22 protein-coding genes and 1 pseudogene are annotated in these 24,946 nt (G+C 66.9%); 8 read left to right on the forward strand and 15 right to left on the reverse strand.

All coding sequences use genetic code 11. The features are described 5' to 3' along the window. Nucleotides 1-3: 3 nt before the first annotated feature. From K9D25_RS01880 to K9D25_RS01915, 8 genes are all read right to left on the reverse strand, one after another. Complete coding sequence (locus tag K9D25_RS01880; protein ID WP_244378710.1) at nt 4-1,650, reverse strand: sulfite reductase subunit alpha; 1,647 nt, start codon at nt 1,648-1,650, stop codon at nt 4-6. Further along, nucleotides 1,650-3,443: a NirA family protein gene (locus tag K9D25_RS01885; RefSeq protein ID WP_244378713.1), complete on the reverse strand. Its 1,794-nt coding sequence runs from the start codon at nt 3,441-3,443 to the stop codon at nt 1,650-1,652. The genes K9D25_RS01880 and K9D25_RS01885 overlap by 1 nt, the downstream gene beginning before the upstream one ends. Nucleotides 3,444-3,464: 21 nt before the next feature. After that, entirely contained in the window at nt 3,465-4,685 is a 1,221-nt protein-coding gene (locus K9D25_RS01890) for an NAD(P)/FAD-dependent oxidoreductase (RefSeq protein WP_244378715.1), read from the reverse strand. 8 nt (nt 4,686-4,693) lie between these two features. Next, a complete protein-coding gene (locus K9D25_RS01895) occupies nt 4,694-5,491 on the reverse strand; it encodes an ABC transporter ATP-binding protein (protein WP_244378717.1) in 798 nt (265 codons plus the stop codon). A 12-nt stretch (nt 5,492-5,503) separates the two neighbouring features. Next, the gene (gene ntrB / locus K9D25_RS01900) at nt 5,504-6,445 is read right to left on the reverse strand and encodes a nitrate ABC transporter permease (RefSeq protein WP_244378719.1); all 942 of its coding nucleotides are present in this window, start codon (nt 6,443-6,445) and stop codon (nt 5,504-5,506) included. Between the two features lie 22 nt (nt 6,446-6,467). Then, on the reverse strand, nt 6,468-7,787 hold the full coding sequence (locus tag K9D25_RS01905) for a CmpA/NrtA family ABC transporter substrate-binding protein (RefSeq protein ID WP_244378720.1): 1,320 nt from the start codon (nt 7,785-7,787) through the stop codon (nt 6,468-6,470). A gap of 247 nt (nt 7,788-8,034) precedes the next feature. Next, nucleotides 8,035-9,177, reverse strand: a complete 1,143-nt coding sequence (locus K9D25_RS01910; RefSeq protein ID WP_244378722.1) for a CmpA/NrtA family ABC transporter substrate-binding protein — start codon at nt 9,175-9,177, stop codon at nt 8,035-8,037. Beyond that, nucleotides 9,174-9,755 (reverse strand): ANTAR domain-containing response regulator, encoded by a 582-nt coding sequence (locus K9D25_RS01915; RefSeq protein WP_244450767.1) that lies wholly within the window; start codon nt 9,753-9,755, stop codon nt 9,174-9,176. The genes K9D25_RS01910 and K9D25_RS01915 overlap by 4 nt, the downstream gene beginning before the upstream one ends. A gap of 174 nt (nt 9,756-9,929) precedes the next feature. Here K9D25_RS01915 and K9D25_RS01920 point away from each other — a divergent pair, with 174 nt between their 5' ends. Further along, complete coding sequence (locus tag K9D25_RS01920; RefSeq protein WP_244378724.1) at nt 9,930-11,168, forward strand: aminotransferase class III-fold pyridoxal phosphate-dependent enzyme; 1,239 nt, start codon at nt 9,930-9,932, stop codon at nt 11,166-11,168. Between the two features lie 114 nt (nt 11,169-11,282). Here the strand turns inward: K9D25_RS01920 and K9D25_RS01925 are convergent, their stop codons facing one another. Next, the gene (locus K9D25_RS01925; RefSeq protein ID WP_244378726.1) at nt 11,283-12,029 is read right to left on the reverse strand and encodes a hypothetical protein; all 747 of its coding nucleotides are present in this window, start codon (nt 12,027-12,029) and stop codon (nt 11,283-11,285) included. Between the two features lie 590 nt (nt 12,030-12,619). On the opposite strand from K9D25_RS01925, the gene K9D25_RS01930 reads away from it, so the two are divergent. Together K9D25_RS01930 and K9D25_RS01935 are read left to right on the forward strand one after the other, a co-directional pair. Beyond that, nucleotides 12,620-14,851 carry a TonB-dependent hemoglobin/transferrin/lactoferrin family receptor gene (locus K9D25_RS01930; protein WP_244378728.1) on the forward strand — a complete coding sequence of 744 codons (2,232 nt, stop codon included), beginning with the start codon at nt 12,620-12,622 and terminating at the stop codon, nt 14,849-14,851. 38 nt (nt 14,852-14,889) lie between these two features. Then, nucleotides 14,890-15,474, forward strand: coding sequence for a biliverdin-producing heme oxygenase (locus K9D25_RS01935; protein ID WP_244378730.1), 585 nt, complete (start codon nt 14,890-14,892; stop codon nt 15,472-15,474). A gap of 68 nt (nt 15,475-15,542) precedes the next feature. Here the strand turns inward: K9D25_RS01935 and K9D25_RS01940 are convergent, their stop codons facing one another. From K9D25_RS01940 to K9D25_RS01950, 3 genes are read right to left on the reverse strand one after another with little or no spacing between them, the layout of a single operon-like run. Next, nucleotides 15,543-16,307 (reverse strand): heme ABC transporter ATP-binding protein, encoded by a 765-nt coding sequence (locus K9D25_RS01940; protein ID WP_244378732.1) that lies wholly within the window; start codon nt 16,305-16,307, stop codon nt 15,543-15,545. A 4-nt stretch (nt 16,308-16,311) separates the two neighbouring features. Beyond that, nucleotides 16,312-17,394, reverse strand: coding sequence for a FecCD family ABC transporter permease (locus tag K9D25_RS01945; RefSeq protein WP_244378734.1), 1,083 nt, complete (start codon nt 17,392-17,394; stop codon nt 16,312-16,314). A 2-nt stretch (nt 17,395-17,396) separates the two neighbouring features. After that, nucleotides 17,397-18,359 carry a heme/hemin ABC transporter substrate-binding protein gene (locus K9D25_RS01950; protein ID WP_244378735.1) on the reverse strand — a complete coding sequence of 321 codons (963 nt, stop codon included), beginning with the start codon at nt 18,357-18,359 and terminating at the stop codon, nt 17,397-17,399. A gap of 283 nt (nt 18,360-18,642) precedes the next feature. On the opposite strand from K9D25_RS01950, the gene K9D25_RS01955 reads away from it, so the two are divergent. Then, nucleotides 18,643-18,831: a hypothetical protein gene (locus K9D25_RS01955; RefSeq protein WP_244378736.1), complete on the forward strand. Its 189-nt coding sequence runs from the start codon at nt 18,643-18,645 to the stop codon at nt 18,829-18,831. Between the two features lie 29 nt (nt 18,832-18,860). Here the strand turns inward: K9D25_RS01955 and K9D25_RS01960 are convergent. The 3 genes and pseudogenes from K9D25_RS01960 to K9D25_RS01970 all read right to left on the reverse strand — a co-directional run bounded on the left by K9D25_RS01960 (nt 18,861) and on the right by K9D25_RS01970 (nt 21,586). Then, a pseudogene (locus K9D25_RS01960) lies at nt 18,861-20,216 on the reverse strand (IS3 family transposase). 44 nt (nt 20,217-20,260) lie between these two features. Further along, entirely contained in the window at nt 20,261-20,812 is a 552-nt protein-coding gene (locus K9D25_RS01965; protein WP_279613773.1) for an FkbM family methyltransferase, read from the reverse strand. A 120-nt stretch (nt 20,813-20,932) separates the two neighbouring features. Further along, nucleotides 20,933-21,586: a GntR family transcriptional regulator gene (locus K9D25_RS01970; protein ID WP_244378737.1), complete on the reverse strand. Its 654-nt coding sequence runs from the start codon at nt 21,584-21,586 to the stop codon at nt 20,933-20,935. A gap of 268 nt (nt 21,587-21,854) precedes the next feature. On the opposite strand from K9D25_RS01970, the gene K9D25_RS01975 reads away from it, so the two are divergent. The 4 genes from K9D25_RS01975 to K9D25_RS01990 all read left to right on the forward strand — a co-directional run bounded on the left by K9D25_RS01975 (nt 21,855) and on the right by K9D25_RS01990 (nt 24,927). Next, nucleotides 21,855-22,670 carry a transporter substrate-binding domain-containing protein gene (locus K9D25_RS01975; protein WP_244378739.1) on the forward strand — a complete coding sequence of 272 codons (816 nt, stop codon included), beginning with the start codon at nt 21,855-21,857 and terminating at the stop codon, nt 22,668-22,670. 171 nt (nt 22,671-22,841) lie between these two features. After that, nucleotides 22,842-23,504: an amino acid ABC transporter permease gene (locus K9D25_RS01980; RefSeq protein WP_244378741.1), complete on the forward strand. Its 663-nt coding sequence runs from the start codon at nt 22,842-22,844 to the stop codon at nt 23,502-23,504. Between the two features lie 26 nt (nt 23,505-23,530). After that, the gene (locus K9D25_RS01985) at nt 23,531-24,184 is read left to right on the forward strand and encodes an amino acid ABC transporter permease (RefSeq protein WP_244450768.1); all 654 of its coding nucleotides are present in this window, start codon (nt 23,531-23,533) and stop codon (nt 24,182-24,184) included. Nucleotides 24,185-24,201: 17 nt separating this feature from the next. Further along, complete coding sequence (locus K9D25_RS01990) at nt 24,202-24,927, forward strand: amino acid ABC transporter ATP-binding protein (RefSeq protein ID WP_244378743.1); 726 nt, start codon at nt 24,202-24,204, stop codon at nt 24,925-24,927. Nucleotides 24,928-24,946 lie beyond the last annotated feature (19 nt).

Consider the following 24,946-nt stretch of genomic DNA (forward strand, 5'->3'; position numbering starts at 1 on the left):
CCGTCAATACACATCGGCCTGGTAGCGACCGGCGGCTTTCAGCGCGGCGATATAAGCCTTGGCGCCGGCGGCATCGCGCGGGCCGTGCTGCTCGACCACGGCGTGCAGCGCCTTGTCGACATCGGCCGCCATGCGCTTGGCATCGCCGCAGATGTAGAAATGCGCTCCCCGCTCAAGCCATTCGAACAGGGCCGCGCCTTCCTCCCGCATCCGGTCCTGCACATAGACCTTGGGGCCGGCGTCACGCGACCAGGCCAAAGACAGGCGCGTGAGCGTTCCGGTGGCCTGCAGGCCGCCGAGTTCCTCCTCATAGAAAAAGTCGCTGTCGCGCCGCTGGTGGCCGAAGAACAGCCAGGCGCCGCCGGTGGCCCGCAGCGCGAGCCGCTCCTGCAGGAAGGCGCGGAAGGGCGCGATGCCGGTGCCGGGCCCCACCATGATGATCGGCACCTCGCCGGACGCCGGCAGGGCGAAGCCATGCGCCTTCTGCACATAGACCGGCAGTTCGGTGCCGGGTTCGATCCGGTCGGCGAGGAAGGTCGAGGCGACACCGAGGCGCGTGCGGGCGCCAATATCGTAACGCACCGTGTCCACCGTCAGGCTCAGCTGGCCAGGTGACGCCTTCGGGCTGGAGGAGATGGAGTAGAGGCGCGGCTGGAGGGGATCGAGCGCGGCGAGGAAGGCGCCCGCCTCCGGCACGGCCGAGCACTTGTCGAGCGCGGCGAGGACATCGGTTGTGTCGAGGTCGCCGTCGGGATCCTCCCCTTCGGCGAGGCGGGCGAGCTTCACCTTCTCGTCCGGCGCGGCCGTCGTCTCGGCGAGCAGGGTGAAGAGCCCGTCCGGCGCGGCACCGAGCGCCTTCTCCCTCAGAAGCATGTCGCGTATCGGGCGCCCGTCGAGGCGTGCGTCGCTGGCAAGACCGAGCCGGGCCATCACCGCCGCGACCAGTTCGGGCGCGTTCACCGGCAGCAGGCCGAAACTGTCGCCGGCGGCATAGTCGAGCCCGGCGGGAAGGCGGAAGTCGAGGTGCCAGGTTTGTTTTGCCGACGCCTCGGCGTTGAGCCGGCGGCGCGACAGGAAGGTCGCCTTGACCGGATGATCGCGCGAATAGCCCGGCTGGGGCCCCGCCGGTGCCGCATGTTCCACCCGTGCCGGCACCGCTGCGCCCGTGGCGGGCGGGGGCGCCTGCGCTGAGCCCTCCCCTTCCGCCGCCAGCTTCTTCAGCATGCGCAGCGTGTCCTTGCCGCCGGGCTGGCAGAGATTGAGCCGCGTCTCGCTGCCGGCGGCGAGCGCGTTGGAATAGTCCTCGCAATTGTAGCCGCACTGGCCGCAATCCTGCTGCGCCATGGCCGCCATCATCCGCCGGCGCAGCGGACGGCCGGCCGCCATGTCCATGCGCTCGGCAAGCGGGAGCGAGGGGTCGTGCCAGGGGGCGGCGCCGTCATCGCCATCGCCCGGCGTGGCGGACGGGGAGGCGAGATCGACGCCCGGCATCAGCGCCTTCGCCTGTTCGGGCGCGAGCGGCGCGGCGCCCTGGCCTTCAAGCGAGAGGAGACCGGCGAAAAAGCCGTTGAGCCAGGCGCGCTGGGCGGGGCTGAAGGGCGCATTGTCCGGCAGAAGCGGGGTCAGGAAGGGCGGCGGCTGAACGCTCATCACGTCATCTCCGGGCGGAACATGGCCGCGAGCTCGGCGACCTCGTGGCGGCGGGAGAACTGGGCAAAGCTCTCATCGGCCGAGGCCCGCCGCTCCATCCACACCCCGAGCATGCGTTCGATCAGAGGGGGCATGTCCTCGGCCTTCACCTTGGCGAAGACCTCGCGGCCGATGGCGGCGTCCGGGCCGAAGCCGCCGCCCACCAGCACATTGTAGCCATCCACCGTGTCGCCCTCGTCGGAGACGGGCACGCGGGCGCCGATCAGCCCGATATCGCCGATGTAATGCTGGGCGCAGGAGTGGTGGCAGCCGGTCAGATGGATGTTCACCGGCTGGTCGACGCGGATGCGCCCGTCGCACCACGCCGCGATTTCCTCGGCGTTGCGCTTGGTGGGGGCGGCGGCGAACTTGCAGCCTTCGCTCCCCGTACACGCCACCAGCCCCGCCCGCACGGCGCTGGCGGAGATGCCGATGCCCAGGGCCTCCAGAGCGGCGACGGCGAGCGGCACATCCGCATCCTTCACGCCCGGGATCAGCAGGTTCTGCCAGACGGTGAGACGCAGCTCGCCATCGCCGAGGTCGCGCGCGATGCGGGCGATGCCGCGCATCTGGTCGACATTCATGCGCCCGACGGGAAGGACGATGCCGATCCAGTTGAGCCCGGCCTGCTTCTGCCGGTGCACGCCGATATGGGTCTGCCGTCCCGCGTCCGGCCGGGCGACGATGGCGCCTGCAGGGGCACGGGTCAGCGGCGCGCCGAGCTTGGCCTCGACCTCGGCCAGGAAGGCATCGAAGCCCAGCTCATCGAGCACATATTTGAGCCGCGCCTTGTTCCGGTTGCTGCGGTCGCCCCGGTCGATGAACACGCGGACGATGGCGTCGGCGACGCGGGTGGCGTCCGGCAGCGGGACGATGACGCCGGTGTCGCGGGCGAAATCCTTGTGGCCGGTGATCCCCCCCAGCGCGAGGCGGAACCACACGCCCGGCGCGACGCCGTGGCCCTCCCTTACCTCGACAGCCTGGAAGCCGATGTCGTTGGTATCCTCCAGCGCAGCAATCAGGCCTGCGCCGTCGAACGCCACGTTGAACTTGCGCGGCAGGCCGTACATCGCCCGCTCATTGAGGATGTGGTGGTGCCATTCCAGCGCATAAGGGCGGGTGTCGATCAGTTCCTGCGGGTCGATCCCCGCCGTCGGCGTGCCGGTGACGTTACGGATGTTGTCGGCCCCTGTCCCCTTGCAGGTGAGGCCGAGCCCGACGAGCTTTTCCAGCACGGCAATGCCATCGCTCGCCGGCACCTCGCGGATCTGGAGATTGGCGCGGGTGGTGACATGGGCATAGGGGCCGGCATGGGCCTCGGCGATATCGGCCATGCCGGCCAGCTGCCAATGCGTCAGGATCCCGTTGGGGATGCGCAGCCGCACCATGTAGCTTTGCTGGGTCGGGCCGACGAAGAACAGCCCGTGATAGCGCCAGCGCAGCACGTCATCGCCCCTGGGAAACACGCCCTCGCGGGCGGCCTTGACCATACGCGGGTAGGAATCGAGGCCCAGTTCCTCGCGCTTGGCGCGCTCGGCATCTGCCAGCTTCTTCCCGGCAGCCTCGACGCGCGCCATCGCGCGATGGGCGGCCGCATCCGGTCCTTCCGGCGCGGGCAACGAGGCGGGCGAGGTCGCGCGAGTGCCCTTCGCCCCGCCGATCGGCGGCAGCCCGCGCGAGGTGCGCAACGCCGCGATGCCGGAGACGAAGCCCTCCAGATAGTTCTTCTGTTCGACCGTGAAATCCGCGCTCATGGGCACCCTCAGCAGGATTTGTCAGGCCGCCGCGCACAAGGCCGGGCCAAAGATCAGCGTGTCGCGCATGGCGGAAATGCTCCGCCCGCTCTGAATGAGATCGGCGAAGAAGGGCGCATCGGCCGTGTTGCCATAGAGGACGGCGCCGACGAGGCGGTCGGCGCGGACCGTCAGCCGGGCGTAATGGCCAAGCCGGAAATCGCGCAGCACAATGTCCTCGACATCCGGCCCTTCCGTGAAGTCGCCCGCGGAGAACACATCGATGCCGCTCACCTTCAGCCGGGTCGCCGTGGGCGCGGGGCAGTAGAGGGCTTCCGAGCCCGCAAGATGGGCGGCGAGCGAACGGGCCATCTCATAGAGCGGCGCCACGAGCCCGTGGCAGATGCCCCGGTGCTCGGCACATTCGCCAAGCGCATAGATGCCGGGCGCGCTGGTGCGCAGCGCGTCGTCGACGACGATACCGCGCGCCACGGCGAGACCTGCGCTGCGGGCGAGGTCCACGCGCGGCCGAACGCCGATCGCGAGCACGACAAGATCGGCCGGCAGGCATCGGCCATCGGCGAGCCGCACGCCCGAAACGTGGTCGGTGCCCAGAATCTCCTGCGTCGTTACGCCCGTGAGCAGGGTCAGGCCCCGGCCTTCCAGGGCACCGCGCAACAGGCCGGCGGCCTCGGCGTCGAGCTGGCGCTCCATCAGATGCGGCATGAGATGCAGCACGGTCACCGCCATGCCGCGTTGGGCGAGGCCATGCGCCGCCTCAAGGCCGAGCAGGCCACCGCCAATCACCACGGCGTGCCGGCCCTCGCCGGCCCTGTCGAGCATGGCGGCGACATCCTCGACATCGCGGAAGCTGACGACACCCGGCAGGCCGGCGCCGGGCAGCGGCGGCATCAGCGGGCTGGACCCCGTGGCGATCACCAGCCGGTCATAGTCGAACGACCGGCCGTCGGAGGTCGTGACGCGGCGCGCGCCGGCATCCACGGCGGTGGCCGTGACGCCGCAATGCAGGGCGACGCCACGGCGGGCATACCAGTCAGCCGGATGGATGAGGATATCGTCCGCCGCCCGCTCACCCGCCAGAACCGGCGAGAGCAGGATGCGGTTATAGGCCGGGCGCGGCTCGGCACCGAGAAGGGTGATGTTGAAGCGGCCGGGAGCGCGCTCCACCAGTTCCTCGACGAGGCGCGTGCTCGCCATTCCATGGCCGATGATGAGGAGGCGCTCGGGCGCGGCGGCGTGCATGACCGACCTCACGCCGCCTCGACCAGGCGATGACGCTCGTAAAGGAATTTCAGCACCGCTGCCCGGCAGCGCAGATAGGTCGGGTCCGCCACGAGATCGAGCCGCTCGCGCGGGCGCGCCAGGGGCACGTCGAGAATCTCGCCGATACGCGCGGCCGGCCCGTTGGTCATCATCACGATGCGGTCGGAGAGCAGCACGGCCTCGTCGACATCATGGGTGATCATCATCACCGTGTTGCCGAGGCTGGCATGGATCTGCATCACCGAGTCCTGGAGATGGGCGCGGGTGAGCGCATCGAGCGCGCCGAAGGGCTCGTCGAGCAGCAGCACCTTGGGTTCCATGGCGAGGGCGCGGGCGATGCCGACACGCTGCTTCATGCCGCCGGAAATCTCCGACGGGCGCCGGGTGCGGGCATGGGCCATCTGCACGAGATCGAGATTGTGCATCGTCCAGTCGTGGCGCTCGGCCGCGCTCTTGCGGCCGCGAAACACCTTGTCGACCGCGAGGCGGACATTGTCGTAGACGGTGAGCCAGGGCAGCAGCGAGTGGTTCTGAAACACCACGGCGCGGTCCGGGCCCGGCGCGTTCACCTCGCTATTGTCGAGCAGAACCGCGCCGGTGCTTACCGGGGTGAGGCCGGCCACGATGTTGAGCAAGGTGGATTTGCCGCAGCCGGAATGGCCGATGATCGAGATGTACTCGCCGCGACCGACCTTCAGGTCGATGTCGGCAAGCACCTGCGTCGTGCTGCCCCCGCGCGTGAACGACTTGCCGACCTGTTCGATGGAGAGATAGGCGCTGGCCATGCTGCGGTCTCCTCAGGAGGTGGCGGTGCCGCGGGTGACGAGCACCCCGACCAGCGCGACGGAACGATCCAGGAAGAAGCCGATGATCCCGACATAGATCAGCGCGACGATGATGTCGCTGATCAGCGAGGAGTTCCAGGCATCCCAGATGAAGAAGCCGATGCCGACACCGCCGATCAGCATCTCCGCCGCGACGATGGCCAGCCAGGACAGACCGATACCGATGCGCAGCCCGGTGAAAATGTACGGCGCGGCGGCTGGGATCATGATCTTGACGGCATATTCGAACGGGTTGAGCTGAAGCACCCGCGCGACATTTCGGTAATCTTCGGGAATATTTCGGATACCGACCGCGGTATTGATGATGATCGGCCAGACCGCGGTGATGAAGATCACAAAGATGGCGGACGGCTCGCCGCTCTTGAAAGCTGCGAGCGCCAGCGGCAGCCAGGCGAGAGGCGGTACGGTGCGCAGCACCTGGAACAGCGGATCGAGGCTGCGCATCGCCCATTGCGACTGACCGATGAGCGTGCCCACCGCCACGCCGCCGACCGCCGCCAGCGAATAGCCGAGCATCACGCGCTGGAGGCTTGCGAGCAGGTGCCAGAACAGGCCCTTGTCGAGCCCGCCCCGGTCATAGAAGGGGTCGGTGATCAGTTCCCAGGTATCGGCCAGCACGCGCGAGGGCGGCGGCAGTGCCGCATCGGGGCCCGCGCACAGCAACTCCCACACGCCGAGCAGGACAACGAGCGGGATGAGGGGCGGCACGACCTCGCCCGCGACTTTGCGTGCGAGCTTTACAAGGCCCGCACCCCGAGGCCGCGTGCGGGTCGTGGCGACCGTCAGAGCCTGAACCTTGGGGAATGCAGCAACCTTGGTGCCACCGAGAGGAAGGCTCTCCCGCACGGCAGCGCTGTCGAGAGTCGGAACATTGTCTCGGGCCGGAACGCTCATGCGGTTCTCCTGCGGCTCGCGTTCACGCGGTGACGCGCTTGATCGTGAGGCTGGCGAGATAGTCACCGGGCTTGTCGGGATCGAAGACCTTGCCGTCGAAGAAGGTTTCGACGCCCCGCGAGGTGGAGGTGGGAATGTCCTTCACGCCCAGCTGGGTCGCGGCGTCCTTCCACAGGTCCTGCCGGTTCACCTTCGCGACCATCGCCTTGACGTCGGTCTCCGGCGGCAGCTTGCCCCAGCGAATATCTTCGGTGAGGAACCACACTTCATGGCTCTGGAAGGGATAGGAGGCGTGGTCGCGCCAGAACTTCATGAAGTACGGGCTATTGGGTTCGACGCGGCCATTTCCGTAGTCGTAATTGCCCTTGATGCGGTCGATGATGTCCTTCTTGGGCACGTTGAACCAGGCGCGCTTGCCGATGATCTCGGCCATCTGGTCCTTGTTCGCCATGTCGTCGCACCATTGCTGGGCTTCCATCACGGCCATCAGCAGCGCCTGGGTCGCCTTCGGATTGGCGTCCACCCAATCCGCGCGCATGGCGAAGGTCTTCTCGGGGTGGAGGTTCCACAGTTCGGCGGTGTTGCAGGCGGTGAAGCCGATGCCCTGATTGACCAGTTGCTCGTTCCAGGGCTCGCCGACGCAGAACGCGTCCATGGTGCCGACCTTCATGTTCGCCACCATCTGCGGGGGCGGCACGACGATGGTCTCGACATCCCGGTCGGGGTCGATGCCGGCGGCGGCGAGCCAGTAGCGCATCCAGAGATCATGCGTGCCGCCGGGAAAGGTCACGGCGACCTTGGCGGCCTGGCCGGCGGCCTTCTTCTTGGCGAACGCGTCCTTGAGCGGGCCCGCATTCACGCCGACCCCGAGGCTCGCATACTCCTTGGCGACCGAGATGGCCTGCGCATCGAGATTGAGCCGGGCGAGGATGTACATCGGCAGCGGCACGTTGTTCTGCGTCACCTTGCCGGCCGAGATGAGATAGGGCATCGGCGTCAGGATGTGCGCGCCGTCAATGCCCGACCCTTGGGAGCCGAGCACGAGATTGTCGCGCGTGGTGCCCCAGCTCGCCTGCTTGTTCACCTCGACATCGGGCATGCCATATTTGGCGAAGAGGCCCATCTCCTTGGCGATGATGAGGGGCGAGGCATCGGTGAGCGCGATATAGCCGAGCACGGCCCGCGTGGTTTCCGGGCCGGCGGCCTCGGCCACATGCGCCCCGAACGGGAAGGCGGTTTTCGCGGCGGCCAGCACGGCGGTCGCGGACGCGGCCCGCAGGATGCCCCGCCGGGTGAGCCCGCCGCGCATGGTGTTGCCGTTCGACTTCGTAGGACCTGTCATGTCGCTCCCCCTGGGCGAAAAACAAAAACGCCGCTGCGCATCCGGGTCAGACGACCAGGCTCGCAGCGGCGATGCTTATGAAAGCGCCCTTCGTTGGGCGCGATAGGTGCCCGCCCACATCATGGGGCGGCGAATACTCTGGCTCAGACAGCCTGCACTTGGCAGGGCCGCAACCTGATCATCAGTTTCGAAGCAGTCTTAACTCTGCGCAAGAGTGTTTATTAGGCGGACACTGCCCACCAATTGGTCATCTGCCGATTTCTGCGAGATAAGTCGACAGATCGTGCGGGTCGAAGACCGGGCCGGCGAACGCACCGATTCCGTCGCCGCGTTCGCTCCCGGCCATGCTTTCGAGCGCGAGATCATGGATTTCCGGCGAATAACACCTTTCCACGGCGCTACGTCCGGCGTCGTCAAGCTTGGCTTGGCCCCAGCGCACCATCTGCGCATAGAGCCAGAGCGCCTGACGCACATCCGGCCGCGCTGCCGCACTTTCGAGCACCATGTAGCGCGAATACTCCCGTACCGTGCCCTGCAGGTCGATCCGCAGGCGCCCTTCGAGCGAGCGCAGGACCAGATCCGCCCCGACATTGAGCCGTTCCGGCGCGGCCAGAAGATGGGCAAGGGCCAGCCGATTCTCCGGCGCACCGCACCAGGCGGTGGCGCGGATGAGCGCGCGGGTGAGCGCCAGCGCCGCCTCGCGATGTTCCGCGACGAAGCTGGCGCGCGTGGCCAGAACCTTCTCCGGACTGTTCGCGACGATGTCCGAGCCGAAATGCAGGATGCGGCCCATGCCGACTTCCACCGCGACGCTCGGCCAGGGCGCGCCCACGCAGAAGCCGTGGACATGCCCGCTCAACAGGGCGTCGACCATGTAGGGCGGGGGCATGACGATGAGGCGGACATCGCGATCCGGGTTGATGCCGGCCGCTGCCATCCAGTAGCGCAGCAGATAGTTGTGCGGGGAGAACGGGAAGGTCATGGCGAAGACGAGCTGTCCCTCGCCCCGTGCGGCGCGGGCCGCCACCAGCCGCTTCAGTGCGGCGCCGGAGACGTGGGGATCGCCAATCGGCTCGCCCCGCGCCTCCTCTTCCAGCGCCCGAAAGGTCTCGTTGCCCAGGAGGAAGGAGCTGCCATTCTGGTTCAGCGACACCAGGGTCGAGAGCGGGACGCGGGCATAGTCGAGCCCGAGGCTGATGGCGATCGCCAATGGCGCGAGGATATGGGCCGCCTCGAAATGACCGAGCGTCAGCTTGTCGCGGACATTCGACCAGGACACCTCGCGCACGAGTTCAAGCTCGATGCCCTCGGCGGCGGCAAAGCCCTGATCGGCTGCCGCCACCAGCACCGCCGCATCGACCAGCGGAATGAAGCCGGCGCGGATCCTCATTTCAGCAACTCCGACGCCGTGATGACGGACTGGGCGATCTCCGCCACTTTCTTCTGGTCCTTCATCGCCTTGGAGCGCAGCAGATTATAGGCGTCTTCCTCGTTCATGCCGCGCGCCCGCATCAATATGCCCTTGGCCCGGTCGATCAGCTTGCGCTCGGCAAGGCTGGTCCGCGCGAGATCGAGTTCGCGTCGCAGACGTTCGAATTCCTGGAAGCGCGCGACGGCAACCTCCAGCACGGCCTTCACCCGGCGCGGCTGCAGCCCGTCCACCACATAGGCGCTGACCCCCGCGCTGACGGCGGTGCGCATCGCCTCCGTGTCGCTCTCATCGACGAACAGCACCACCGGCCGGGCGAACTCCCGGTTGGCGATGCGCAATTGTTCGATTGTGTCGCGATCGGGCAGATCGAGATCGACGATCAGGACATCCGGCGCGGCCTGCCGCAGCAGGGGCAGCAATTGACCTGAGCTGACGGCGGCAATCTGCACGTCCACATCAGGGTCTGCCCGCAACGCGGCCTCGACGATCTCGGCCCGTTTTCGATTCTGGTCGATCACCAATACGCGCAGCACCAGCCACCCTCATTTTACCACGTATGAGCAATTTGCAGGCCAGCAGGGGGTCGGGCCGTGCCGTCCCGGCGCAAAAATCGTCGCCCACGGGCGTCGTGACGCCGTTGCGTTCCTCATTGAGAAGCACAGGCCCGGCGCTGTTAATCTGCCGAAGGCCACCGCCCACCGAGACGCACCATGACCGAAGCCAACGATCTGCTCGCCCGCGACAGCGCGGCCTTCTTCCACCAGCACGGCTCCACGCCGAGCCTCGGCGCGCTGCGCGCCGCACAGGGTATCTGGCTGGAAGATGCGGATGGCCGGCGATTCATCGACCTGCACGGCAACACCGTCCACCATCTCGGCCATGGCAACCCGGAAATCGTGGCGGCGCTGAAGGCGCAGCTGAATGAGCTCGCCTTCGCCCCGCGCCGCTACACCAACCCGCCCGCCATCGCGCTGGCGGAAGCGCTGCGCGCGCGCTGGCCCGGTCCACCGGCGCGGGTGCTGTTCGCCACCGGCGGCTCGGACGCGATCGAGATCGCCCTCAAGCTGGCGCGGGTCGCCACCGGCCGGTCGGAAACGGTGTCGCTCGAAGGCGCCTATCACGGCCATGGCTTCGGCGCCTTCGGGCTCTCTTCAGCGGCGCCGGACCCGCGCCTCGGTGCCTTCCTGCCGGGACGCCACCATGTCACGCCCTATTGGGCGGGTGAGGAGGGGGCGGCGCGGATGTTGGAGGAGATCGCCCGGCATCTCGCCACCGGGCGCATCGCGGCGGTCATCGCCGAGCCGATGCGCGCGAACTGCCATGTGCCGCCGGCCGATCTGTGGCCACAGGTTCGTGCGCTGTGCGACGCGCACGGAACCAAGCTGATCTTCGACGAGATACCCTCCGGCCTCGGCAAGACCGGCCGCTTCTTCGCCTTCGAGCATTTCAACGCGGTGCCGGACCTCGCCGTGCTCGGCAAGGCGCTGGGCGGCGGCATGGTGCCGCTCGCGGCGGTGATCGGCGATGCCCGGCTCGATGTCGCGCCCGAACTGGAACTCGGCCATTACACCCATGAGAAGAACCCGCTGACCACACGGGCGGCGCTGACCGCGCTGGAGATCATCGCCCGCGACGCTCTGGTCGCCCGCGCCGAGGCGGCCGGGCAGAGGCTGCGCGAGGGGATCGCCGCCATCGCCACGCGGAGGCCCTGCGTCAGCGGGATACGCGGGCTCGGGCTGCTGCTGGCGGTGGAATTCGCTCCCGACCGTGTCGGCCATCCCCCGGGCCCGGCCTTTGCCGAACGTCTCGTCGCCTGCGCCTTCGCCGAGGGACTGTCGACCACCGCCAAGGACGACGCCTCCATCGGCCTGTCGCTGCCGCTCACCGTCACCGACGCGGAGATCGCCGAGGTGCTGGCGCGGATCGAGGCGATGGCCGGAAGGCTCTGAGGCACCGACGCCGAGGAGCGTTTTCGAGCGAAGTGGATACCGGTTCGCGTGAAGAAAACGCGGCAAAACAAAGAATTAGGTCAATTCGCTGTTTCCGCGAAACGGTGAAATGATCTAGGAGCGGCTGGCCAGCGAGATCGGGGCTTCCGGTACGGCAGGCGGTGCCTCGCCGGGCTCGACATAGACCCAGGCCTTCTTGGCCGCCAATTCGTCCGTCTGCCCGCTGGAGAGCGCCTTGATATAGGGTTCGGGCGTGAGGAACTTGGTGCCCTGCACCTTGCGCAACGGGGTGCCCTCCTCCAGCAGCCGCTTGCGGACGGTCAGGGCCCGGGTGACATCCTCGAAGATGAACAGGACGATGGCCATCGCATTGTGCTGATGCGGATGGCCGTTGGTTAGCGCGACGCGCAGCGTGTTGCAGAACACGAAGACCGGGACCTGGTCCTCCTGCAGGATCGAATCATACAGCGCGACGGTGACTTCGGGCCGGACGAGTTCGCTCTGCAGCGTGTGGACCTTGAGCGGGCGGCTGGGGTCCGTCTCCGGCATGTCCTTCAGTTCGAGCCAGCTGGCGTAGAGGTTGCGCAGGCCGGCGAGATAGCCGGTGATACGATGCACCGCATCGTCGCGCGTGCTGGCGGAATGGCTGTAGAGCACGCCGAGATAGGCGAGCGCGCCGGCGGTGACGGTGGCGAGGGCGGCGAGGATCGCCCCGGTGAAGCCGAGCCAGTTCGAGATGTTGGCGTCGTTGATGCCGACCAGCAGCCGGTCCCAAAAACTGGCGGCCAGCGCGAAGCCGACGCAGATGCCGAGCAGCACATTGGCAAGAGCGAAGATCACGATCCGCACGCTGTCTTTCATCCCGCATCCTCTCCGGCCATCGAACCCCAACGGCCCCCTCGCCGTCTCCCGCAAGCCGCCCATCCTTGTCTGATACCATACGCTGACGGCCGGCAAGGCACGCGCCTCACTCCCGCGCGCGGGCCATGGGTGATTCGCGGGCACGGCTGGCCCGTTCGTTCCCACCCTGTCCACCGCTCTCGCGGGATGACCGCCGGTCACGCCCCAAGGCGGAGCGGTGGAGGCCGGCGCCGCAGCGCGCCGCCGCCTTCGCCTTACCGCCGGGGCGCGCGGCACCTTGCATTTCCTCGCTTTGGCGCCCTTCCGCCCTGGCTGACGCCACCTTGTCTTTAATTACTCTAATAAGATTCAGTGATCATGTTTAGAACCATACAAAATTGGCGCTCTTTAGAATTGCTATACGTAGCTCCTTTGTTTTTAAGTTCTAAAAATCAAATTAATACGTGATTTGACTCAACTATTTACTTCTCTTAACCGTCCCGCCTCGACATTAACTCTGCGTTCGGCGCCACCGAACAGGGATGCGGGCTCCCGGCGCCCGCCGGGGAAGTCGTGTCGTCCGGCGGACGCTCGATTGGGGATGGATAGAGATGCGCAAGACGATCCGGGGGCGCCGCCCCCTCTCGGCAATGGCAAGGACGGCAGGTTGGGGCGTTTCCTGGCTCGCCCTGCTGGCGGCCGCGCCGGCCATGGCGCAGCAGGCGAGCGCGCAGGCCCCGGCCTCCACCGCCGCCGTGGTCGAGACGGAGGAGTTCGTCGAGCTTGATCCCATCACCGTCGTCGCCACCCGCACCGCCGAGAGCTGGATCGACACGCTGGCCGGCGTCACCGTGCGGCGCTCGGAGCAGCTTGAGGCGCTGATGCCGGAGCGCACGGCGGACCTGTTCCAGGGCATGCCCGGCACGACGGCGATCCAGAACGCCAATACCAGCCAGACGCAGATCAATATTCGCGGCCTGCAGGATTTCGGCCGCGTGGCGGTGATCGTCGACGGTGCGCGGCAGAACTTCAACCAGCTCGGCCATGCCGGCGCCGGCGGCTTCTTCGTCGAACCCGGCCTCATCGCCGATGTCGACGTGGTGCGCGGCCCGGTGTCGAACATCTATGGCTCCGGCGCCATTGGCGGCGTGGTCACCATGCGAACCAAGGACGCCGAGGACATCATCGCCCCCGGCAAGAGCTGGGGCGTGGAAGCGACCGGCGAGGCCGCCGGCAACGGCTTCATGGGCTATGGCTCGGTGCTCGGCGCGGCGAAGGTCGGCCAGAATGTCGACCTGTTCATCGGCGGCACCTATCGCGACGCCGACAACTACCATGACGGCAATGGCGACGTGGTGCCCGACAGCGGCTACGAGACCTGGACCGGCATCGCCAAGGCGACCTTCCGCCCGGCCGATTTCCACGAGATCAAGCTCAGCGCGCTGAACTACGACACTCAGTTCACCACCAGCGCGGACGCCAACGCGGCCACGTCCTATTCGACGCAGGCGACCAACCGCACGGTGACGGCCGCCTGGAACTACCAGAACCCGGAGGACAATCTGTTCGACTGGCGCAGCTCGGTCTATTGGAACCAGGTCGACCAGGATCAGGTGAAGGTTTCCGGCTCTTCCAACCCGATCACCGGCGCCGTGGGCGATCCGCGCAGCTTCGTCATCGACACGGTGGGCTTCGACGCCAACAATACCAGCCGCTTCTCGGCCGCCGGCTGGAACAACGCCATCACCTTCGGCGGCGACTATTTCCAGGACCAGATCGACAACACCGACGATTACGGTTTCGGCGAGGGCTACAACCCCTCGGGCGATCGCGGCGTCGGCGGCGCCTTCGTGCAGTGGAAGGGCAATTATTCCACCTGGCTGGAAGCCATCGCCGCCCTGCGCTACGACGCCTATTCGCTCAATTCCGACGATGGCGGCACCAGCGGCGAGCGTCTCTCGCCGAAATTCACCCTCGGCGTCACCCCCTGGTCGTGGCTGACCCTCTACGGCACCTATGCCGAGGGCTACCGCGCCCCGACCGTCACCGAGGCGCTGGTCTCCGGCCCGCATCCGCTGCCCTTCAACACCGGCGGCACGATGTTCTACTTCCTGCCCAATCCCGGCCTGCAGGCCGAAATCGGCAAGAACAAGGAAGTCGGCATCAACATCAAGAAGGACGACCTGTTCGTCGCCGGCGACAAGCTGCGCGCCAAGCTGAACTACTATCAGAACGATGTGGAAAACTATATCGAGCTGGTCGAGTTCGGCCCCTCCACCGGCACGATCTGCCCCATTCCCGGCCGGCCGACCACCTGCTTCCCCTATAATTGGGGCGTGCCCGGCTATGCCCAGTATCAGAACGTGCAGGAAGCGCGGCTGAAGGGCTTCGAGTTCGAAGGCACCTATGATGCCCGCAAATGGTTCGTCGGCCTGGCCGGGCAGATCTCGGAAGGCGAGGTCACGTCCGGCATCTATGCCGGGCAGCCGCTCTCCAGCATCCAGCCCGACCAGGTCACCGCGACGCTCGGCTTCCGCTTCCTGGAAGAAAAGCTCACCGTCGCCGTGCGCTGGACGGCCGTCGCCGCCGTCACCGCTTCCGACCTGCCGGCCAATTCGGTGTTCGAGCCGACCGACAGCTTCAACCTGGTCAGCGTCTATGCCGGCTATCAGCCCAGCGAGAACATCCTGTGGCGGCTGTCGGTCGAGAACCTGCTCAACGAGCAGTACACCCAATATGAGAACTTCCTGCCAAGCGCCGGACTGACGGTGAAGGGAGCCCTGACGGTGCGGTTCGGGGGCGGCGAGGTCGCTTCCGTCGCCGACCCGCTCTATGTGAAGTGAAACGGTCCCGTCGCCGGGCGGGATGAGAGGAGCAGTTGATGTCTATTGCCACCGATGTGGAAGCGCCGAGCCGTGCCAAGCGGCTGAAGGCCGTGTCCAATGCCGCGCATGAGCGGGTGGATAACGGGGTGATGCAGGCGGCGCCCTTCGCCAGCGCCGAAAACTATGCCCGCTTCCTGAAGTTCCAGTATCATCTGCACCGCCGGGTGGAGACGCTCTATGCCGATGCCGCGCTGCAGGAATTACTGCCGGACCTCGCCGAGCGCTCCCGCCTTGAGGCGCTGGAACAGGACTTCGCCGATCTCGGCATGACGCCTCCCGAGGCGGATCTCGGCCCGTCGCTCAGCCTCGCCGAGGCGCTCGGCTGGCTCTATGTGGTCGAAGGCTCCAATATGGGCGCCGCCATCCTCGCCAAGGAAGCGGCGAAGATCGGCTTCACCGCCGAGCATGGCGCGCGCCATCTCGCCGGCCACCCGGAAGGGCGGGCGCTGCACTGGCGCCGCTTCACCGCCGCGCTCAATGAGGTGGAACTGACAGCGGAGGAAGAAGCGCGGATCGAGGCTGCCGCCACCGAAGCCTTCCTGCATGTGGAGACGCTGGTCGGGCGCGAACTCGCCGCCTGACACGCATCCGCACCGCCCAATTCAAGCCCCGTCCGGTCCCCGGGCGGGGCTTTTTCATGCGCGCCAATTCAAGCGCGTGAAGCGGCCTGCGGCAGCAGGAAGGGGGTCGGGGGCGCCCAGCCGACCCGTACATCCACGCCATAGAGCGCGGCAATGTGCTCCTGCGTCAGCACCTGTTCCGGCGTGCCGCGCGCGGCGACGCGGCCCTGCTTCAGCGCGACGATCTCGTCCGCCACCATGGCGGCGAGGTTGAGATCGTGCAGCACGGCGAGAATGCCGGCCCCCTCGGCCGCGAGATCGCGCATCAGCCGCAGCACCAGCAATTGCTGGGCGAGGTCGAGGCTGGCGGTCGGCTCGTCGAGCAGCAGATAGCCCGGCCCCTCGCCCGCCTCCAGCTGCACCAGCGCCCGGGCGAGTTGCACACGCTGCTTCTCGCCGCCCGAGAGCAATTCATAGTTCTGACCGGCGAGAGCGCCGAGTTCGACCCGCGCCAGCGCCCGGCCGATGCGCGCCGGCAGGTCGCGCCCACGAGTCGCGCCGATGCCGACCACTTCCGCGACGGTGAAGGGAAAGGCCACATGCACGCTCTGCGGCAGTACCGCCCGCAGGCGGGCGAGCTGCGCCGGCCGCAACCCGGCGAGATCGATGCCGTCCAGCGTCACCTGCCCGCGCTGCGGACGCCGCTCGCCCGCCATCAGCTTGAACAGGGTCGACTTGCCCGCGCCGTTCGGGCCGATCAGCACGGTGACCGTGCCGGGCCGCACCGCGACCGACGCGCCTTCAAGCAGGCGCCGCCCGCCGGCGGAAAAGCCGATGTCATGGGCACAATACATCTTCTCACCCCATCAGCGCCGCGCGCTTGCGCAGCAGCAGCCAGAGGAAGAACGGCGCGCCGAAGCCGGCGGTGACGACGCCGAGCGGCAGTTCCGCGGGGCTGACCACGGTGCGCGCCACCACATCCGCCCCCAGCAGCAGCGCCCCGCCGAGCAACCCGGCACAGGGCAGCAGCAGGCGATGGCCGGGGCCGACCATCAGCCGGATGAGATGGGGCACGACGAGGCCGATGAAGCCGATCACCCCCGCCACCGCCACCGAGGCCCCCGCCCCGGCGGCGATGCCGAGAATGGCCAGCCATTTCGCCCGCTGCACATCGATGCCGACATGGAACGCCTCCGCCTCGCCGAGCGCCAGCGCGTCCAGCGCCCGGGCGAGACGGGTGGAGATCAGCACCAGCAGCGCCATGAAGGGCAGCAGTGCCGCCACCTTCGCCCAGGTCGCGCCGCCGAGCGAACCGAAGGACCAGAAGGTGAAATCGCGCAATTGCTGATCGGAGGCGGCGAAGACGAGGAGGCCGGTGCCGGCGGCGGCCAGCGCCGCAATGGCGATGCCGGCGAACAGCATGGTGACCACCGAGGTGCGGCCCTCATGCGTCGAAATCGCGTAAAGCGCCACCGTGGCGATGAGCGCGCCGCAAAAGGCCATCAGCGGCAGGCCGAGATCGGCGAGCGCCGGCGGCAGATAGCCGGCGAAATGGCTGCCGGCGACGATCCACGCCGCGGCCGCCAGCGCGGCGCCGTTGGAAATGCCGATGAGGCCGGGATCGGCCAGCGGGTTGCGGAAAATGCCCTGCGTCACCGCGCCCGCGAGCGCGATGCCGCCGCCGACCAGCAGGCCGAGCAAGGTGCGCGGCAGGCGCACGTCGAGCACGATCACCGCCTCGCGCAGCGCCGCTCCGCTCGCCCGCTCGCCGGCCAGCGCGGCGGCGAGAATGTCGAGGATGCGCCCGGGGGCGATGGTGACCGGTCCGATCGCCAGTGAGGCCAGGAAGGCCAGTGCGACCAGACCGGCGCACAGGCCGAGGACGACGGACGCGCGACGCGGCCGGAACGCCCGCGTTCCGACCACGGGAGAAGCGACCATGCTCACGGCGTGCCGGTCGCGCTGGGCGTGGAGGCCGCGTTGGCGGCATGGGCCGGCAGCGGCGGTAGCGCCAGTTCGGGATAGATCAGCGCGGCGAGATCGCGGGCCGCCTGCGGCGTGCGCGGCCCGAAGCTGAGGAGATAGCCGCCATCCATGCGGTAGAGACGGCCGGCCTCGATCGCCGAGGTGCCGGCAAAAGCCGGCATCGCCTTCACCGCCGCGTCGGAGACCGCGTGGTTCTGGTCTTTCATCAGCACGATGGCATAGGGGTCGGCGCCCAGCACCGCCTCGCCGACCGCCGGCTTGTAGCCATTGAGCCCCGTCATGGCGTTGCTGACGCCGGCAAGGGCGAACATCGCCTGCGCGCCCGTGCCGGCCCCGCCGACGACCGGCGCTGTCCCCGATGCCGAAAGCACGAAGACGACGCTGCGCGGCGCGGGAAGGCGGGCGCGCAGCTGCGCCAGCGCGGCAAAATCCGCCGCCACCTCGCCCGCCAGCACCTCGCCGCGCTCCGGCACACCGGCCAGCGCCGCGACACGGCGGATGGTGGCGAGCACGCCGGCCTCGTCCCGCGCCTCGGGCAGCGTCTCGAAGGGAATGGCGGCGCTCTTCAGCACCTTCACCGCATCCGGCGGGCCGGCGCCGTCGAGCGCGATGATGAGATCGGGACCGACCGACAGCACCCCTTCGGGCGACAGCGCGCGCATGTAGCCGACATTGGGCTTCTCGGCGAGGGCGCGCGGGGGGTAGGTGCTCGACGTGTCGACGGCGACCACGCGATCCTCCAGCCCCAGAGCATAAAGCGTCTCGGTCACGGCGCCGCCAATGGCGAGAATGCGCTGGGGCGCGGTGGCGGAGGCAGCATGCGCGGCCGGCCCCTGGCCGATGACGGTCAACGCCAGCAGGCCCATAGCCAGCACCACCCTCGCAGGGACACTCGTGATCGGTATGCGCCGCAGCATCATGCGTCTCTCTTCTGTTCGTCGCCGGCACAATAGGCAGGCGTACCTCCCAATTCCACAGCAACGCGGCACAAAAGAGAGACATGACAAAGATTATAAATGTAATAAATTGAAGACGCGCAGATGAGACGAACCTGCCACAACGCCCAGGATCCGCTGCGGTGCGAAGGGCCCGGGCCGCGCCGCTCTAGGCATCCCCCCTCGGTTTCATATAGTTGTTGCCGGCGGCAGCCTGCGCCGCCCGCCTCGCGGGTCGCGATTGTTCGCCGTCTTTGGATGGGACCTGATGCACGGACAGATGAACCGAGCCCCGGCGGCGGAGGATGATGATCGCATCGATCTTCATCAGGTCGTGGACTTCCTTGTCCGCCGCCGCCTGCTGATCGGCTTCATCGCCGTGCTGACGATGGCGCTGGCGCTGGGCACGGCCTTGTCCGTCGTCAGCACATTTGGCGCCGATCGCGGCGCAGATTAGCGGAGAGCGGGCCTTGTCTGGGGGTGATGTTAGGCAGCGAGCTTGCGGTGCTGCACTCGCCGCAGTTCGATGGTCTGTCGCTTGATCCTCATCCGTTGTTGGACGATGGCTGGAGCCCTGCCGAAGTCGGCATCGACGGGTGTCAGTTTGCCAGGCTCTCGTGGTAACGCTGGTGATTGTAGTGCTCGACGAAAGCCTCGATCCGGGCCTCAAGGTCGCCGGGCAGGAACTAGTTTTCCAGGAGGATGCGGTTTTTCAGGTTCTGGTGCTACCTCGATCTTGCCTTGGGTCTGAGGATGGCACGGGGCGCCGCGCACATGGCTCATCTTATTGGCCTCGATGTATCCGGCCAGTTCGCTGGCGATGTAGCTGGGGCCGTTGTCGCTGAGCAGCTGAGACTTGTGCAACACCGTGGCGCTGTCGCAGCCGGACGCCGCCAGGGCGAGGTCCAACGTGTCGTTGACGTCCTCGGCGCGCATGTTGGTGCACAGCTTCCAGGCAATGATGTAGCGCGAGAAGTCGTCGAGCACGGTCGACAGGTACATCCAGCCCCAACCGATCATCTTGAAGTAGGTAAAGTCGGTCTGCCACATCTCGTTTGGGCGGGTGGTCCGGGTGTGCAAGCATCGGCGGCCTTGATCACGACGAAAGCCGGGCTGGTGATCAGATCGTGCGCCTTGAGCAGCCGGTAGATCGTTGATTCCGACACGAAGTAGCGCTTCTCGTCGGTGAAGCGCACGGCCAACTCCCGGGGGCTCAGCTCGGCTTGTTCCAGCGCCAGTTCGATGATCTGGTCGTGGATGCCCGCAGGGATACGGTTCCACACCCGGCTCGGCGCCGACGGGCGATCCTCCAGCGCCTCCGGCCCGCCTTCAAGGTAGCGATCATACCAGCGGTAAAACGTCCGACGGGGGATCCCGAACTGGTCCAGCGTACGCTTGGCCGGCAGGTGCGACCGCTCGACGATCCGGATGATCTCCAGCTTCTCGGATGCGCGATACCTCATTCTTCGTCGCCCCCATCCGCGATCATGCTTTTGAGCAGACGGTTCTCGAGCGTCAGGTCGGCCACGCATTCTTTCAGGGCGCGGGATTCGCGGCGCAGGTCCTGCACCTCGCCGGCGGTCGCGGCACGGGTCGTATCGCCGGCCAGGCGGCGCTTGCCCGCTCCATGAACTCCTTCGACCAGGTGTAATACAGGCTCTGGGCAATGCCTTCCTTGCGGCACAGTTCGGCGATGCTGTCCTCCCCGCGCAGCCCTTCGAGCACGATGCGGATCTTGTCCTCGGCCGAGAAGTGGCGCCGGGTCTAGCGCCTGATGTCCTTCACCACCTGCTTGGCAGGGGTCTTCGCTGGCGATTTTGCATTGGAGGATCTGGGCTTCATCTTCGTTCCTTCGTCACTACGACGAAGCCCAAATCCTCCTTAAATCACAACCTCAAATCTGTGCCATGGGCGCTGACGACGGACAGCCGCGTGAACCCGAACCTCTCGCGATACATCCGATAGTAATTCGTCAGCAGGTCGACCTTGACCTCGACGGAACGAACGATCTTGTTGTGATCCTGGAAGATATCGACAGCGCTGTGGTCGGGAGACGCGAGCGAGCTGAACTGGTTGGACGCCATGATATTGAAGCTGTCCACGCCCACATGGTCCGCCAGTGCCACCTCCTCAATCTGCCACAACGGGTCGCCCTTGGCCAGCGCCCGTACATGGTCGGCGCATTTGGGAATCGGCTCGAAAGAGACGATGAGCCCCTGATAGCCGACCTGCTGGCGCAGCATGGTCGCGGATTGGCCTATATTGGCACCGACATCGAAAATGCAGTCGATAGCGAAATGCTTGATGAACCGCCGCAGATGAATGCGCTCGGGAAGGGTATGCAGCTCGCCGTGGCGGACAAGCAGTAGCTTTGAGCGGGAGCCGCGCTCGACCAGCCGAGAATGACCGGTCGCCGCCGACCGCATGAGCCGCTTCATGTACCCACCGTTCGCTCACACTCGGCCGCGCCAAGGCGATGGCCGCCACATGGTCGACGAGATTGGCGGACCGCGAACGGGGACGCAATCCACCTGCCGCAACCTGACGGCGCGTTTCCCCTATGACGCCGTCTCCTCGGCCGCGCGGGTACGTTCGAGGAAATCGATCAGCGAGACGCAGGCGCCGAGAATATGCTGGCGGGTGAGTTCGGCGGCCTCCTCCGCATCGCGGCGGATGCAGGCGAGCAGGATGCCCTCATGTTCGCGTCGCGCGCGGGCCATGCCGTCGGTGAGCACCAGCTGGGCGCGCAGATAGCGGTCTACGCGGTCGAGCGCGGCGCTGATGGTCTGCAGGTAATAGGGCCGCCCGGACGCCTCGTAGAGGCTGTAGTGGAAGCTGCGGTTGAGCTCGCCCCAGTGCGAGGAATCGGTCTCGGTGGCAAAGGCATGAGCGAACCGCTTGGCCGCCTCCAGCGCCTCGTCCGACATGCGCTCCACCGAATAGCGTAGCACCTCGGGCTCCAGCAGGGCGCGGAACTGGAAGATCTCGCGGATCTCGTCGGTGGACAGGGTCGTGACCACGGCGCCGCGATAACGCTGGGTCGAGACCAGCCCCTGCTCTTCCAGCCGGGTCAGCGCCTCGCGGACGGGAATGCGGCTGACATTGAACATGCGGGCGATATGGTCCTGCCGCAGGGTCTGGCCTTCGGCAATGTCGCCCTTGGCGATCGCCTGGCGCAGCGCGTCGAAAATGACATCCGATGCGGATGCCATCTGCGCGATGTCCGTCGCCTTCACCTTCACCTGCCTGCCTCCCGAAACCCGGCGCCGATTCAGCCGACATCCGGCTTTCGGCAGCGTGCCGTTTTGTCGTCCGCGATTCTACCTGATGTGCACAGGTAAAATTCGCACCGCGACCTTAAAATGGATATTGCAACTTGGATCCAAAAATTGGAAGCTCCTTTCCGTCGCCGGCTCGGGCACCGCAGGGGCGCCGCCGGTCATCAACAATGAAGACAGCTTCCTCCAGAGGAGAGCCATTATGGCTAAGGGATTCGGCATTCTGGCCGCGGCGGCGCTGACGCTCGCCGCCGCTCTGCCCGCGCAGGCGGACAAGCTCGACGACATCATCGCTTCCGGCACGCTGCGCTGCGCGGTGGTGCTGGACTTCCCGCCCATGGGCTCGCGTGATGCCAACAACAACCCGATCGGCTTCGACGTCGATTACTGCAACGACCTCGCCAAGGCGCTCGGCGTGAAGGCGGAAATCGTCGAGACCCCGTTCCCCGACCGTATCCCGGCGCTCATCTCCGGCCGCGTCGATGTCGGCGTCGCCTCGACCTCCGACACGCTGGAACGCGCCAAGACCGCCGGCTTCACCATCCCCTATTTCGCCTTCAAGATGGTCGTGCTCACCAAGGACGGCCTCGGCATCAAGGATTACGACAGCCTGAAGGGCAAGAAGACCGGTTCGGTCGCCGGCACCTTCGAAGCGCTGGCGCTTGAGAAGGACGTGAAGGCGTGGGGCGCGGGCACGACCTTCCGTGGCTACCAGACGCAGGCGGATGTGTTCCTCGCCCTCGCCCAGGGCCAGATCGACGCCACGGTCGTCACCTCCACCGTCGCCGCCGCGATCGTGAAGGAAGGCAAGTATAAGGGCCTGATGATGGGCGGCGATGCCCCCTACGACATCGACTATGTCGCCCTCATCGCCCTGCGCAACGAGCAGGGCCTCCTCAACTACCTGAACCTGTTCATCAACCAGCAGGTCCGCACCGGCCGCTACAAGGCGCTCTACGACAAGTGGATCGGCCTCGGCGCTGCCCCCGACCTGACGGTGCCCGGCGTCTATCGCTGAGCGCTCGCCCAACGCGTCATCCCGGACGGCCGGCAGGCCGCTGCGGGATGACGCCGAGGCAAGCCCGGTCGACGCTCCCGGCTCTGTGGCTTCGCCTCAGGCCGGGATGACGGCCCGGCATCTTTCTTGCCCCTGCATTCTGCGCCCGATGCCCGCGACCACGAGCCCGCCATGAACTACACTTTCCACTGGCTGCCGGCGTTCCGCGCCCTGCCCGACATGTTGTGGGGGGCGCTGGTCACGCTGGAGATCGCCGTGCTCTCCATGCTGCTCGGGGTCGCCTTCGCGATCCTGCTCGCACTCGCCGCCGCCTCGCCCTACCGGGCGCTGCGGGCGCTGGCGGCCAGTTGGATCGAGCTTGCCCGCAACACACCGGCGCTGTTCCAGATCTACATGGCCTATTTCGGCCTCGGCTCGCTCGGCATCCATCTCGACAGTTTCGTCGCCCTGCTCGCGGGCATCACCTTCAACAATGCCGGCTATCTCGCCGAAACCTTCCGCGGCGGCCTGCGCGCCGTGCCGCCGACGCAGGTGCGCGCCGCCCGCTCGCTCGGCATGGGGCAGGTCCAGGCCTTCCGCCTAGTGGTGATGCCGCAGATGTTCCGCATCGTCTTCTATCCCCTCACCAACCAGATGGTGTGGGCGATCCTGATGACCTCGCTCGGCGTCATCGTCGGCCTCAACAACGATCTCACCGGCGTCACCCAGGATCTGAATGTGCGCTCCTTCCGCACCTTCGAATATTTCGCGCTCGCCGCCGTGATCTATTACCTGCTCGCCAAATTCGTCACCCTCTCCGCGCGCCTGATGGCGTGGCGGCTGTTCCGCTACTGAGAGGGGCGCGCGCCATGTTCTCCTCGCTGTTCGAGACCAGCTTCTCCTTCAACGACCTGCTGTTCATGCTGAAGGGCGCCGGCGTCACGCTGATGCTCACCTTCTGGGCGGTGCTCGGCGGCACGCTGCTCGGCGTCGTCTTCGGCGTCATCCGCGCCATCGCGCCCTGGTGGGTCAACGCCCCGCTCGGCGCCATTCTCGACGTGTTCCGCTCCATCCCGCTGCTGATCCAGCTGGTGGTGGCGAATTCCTTCAAGACGATCATCGGCTTGCACTGGGCGCCGTTCACTGTCGGCTGCGTCGTGCTGGCGCTGTACATGTCGGCCTATTGCACCGAGATCGTCCGCTCCGGCTTCCTCGCCGTGCCCGCCACCACGCGCCGCGCTGCCCGCTCGCTCGGGCTCTCCTGGCGGCAGGACCTGACCGAGATCGTGTTCCCCATCGCGCTCCGCGTCGCCTTGCCGAGCTGGATCGGCCTGACGCTCGGCGTGATGAAGGACACCGCCATGGTGTGGTGGATCGGCGTCGTCGAATTGCTGCGCTCCTCGCAGGTCATCGTCACCCGCATCCAGGAGCCGCTGTTCGTGCTCTCCATCGCCGGGCTGATCTACTTCCTGATGAGCTTCCCCATCGCCCGCCTCGGCGCCCGCCTCGAAAAGCGCTGGCGCGAGAACGACTGAGACGCTGAGGTTTTTGTATGTCGATCGAAATACAGGACGTTCACAAATCCTTCGGCTCGCTCGAAGTGGTCAAGGGCGTGACCATGACCGTCGAGAAGGGCGAGGTCGTCTCCGTCATTGGTGGGTCCGGCTCGGGCAAGTCCACTTTGCTCATGTGCATCAACGGGCTTGAGCCGATCAATTCCGGCCGTATCCTCGTCGACGGCACCGACGTTCACGGGCGCGGCACCGACCTCAACAAGCTGCGCCGCAAGATCGGCATCGTCTTTCAGCAGTGGAATGCGTTTCCCCACCTGACGGTACTGGAAAACGTGATGCTCGCCCCGCGCAAGGTGCTGGGCAAGTCGAAGGCCGAGGCCGAGGCCATTGCGGTGGACAAGCTCGCTCGCGTCGGCCTGTCGGAAAAGCTGAAGGTCTATCCCTCCAAGCTCTCCGGCGGCCAGCAGCAGCGCATGGCGATCGCCCGCGCGCTTGCCATGTCGCCCGACTACATGCTGTTCGACGAGGTGACCTCGGCGCTCGACCCGCAGCTCGTCGGCGAGGTGCTCGACACCATGCGCTCGCTCTCCGCCGAGGGCATGACCATGATCGTCGTCACCCACGAAATCGCCTTCGCCCGCGAGGTCTCCGACCGCGTCGCCTTCTTCCACAAGGGCAAGATCCACGAGATCGGCCCGCCCGCCCAGGTCATCGGAAATCCGCAAAAGCCCGAGACCATCGACTTCCTGAAATCCGTCCTCTGATCCCTTCGCGCATTCGCAC

Source organism: Ancylobacter polymorphus, from assembly GCF_022836935.1.
Lineage (GTDB): Bacteria > Pseudomonadota > Alphaproteobacteria > Rhizobiales > Xanthobacteraceae > Ancylobacter > Ancylobacter polymorphus_A.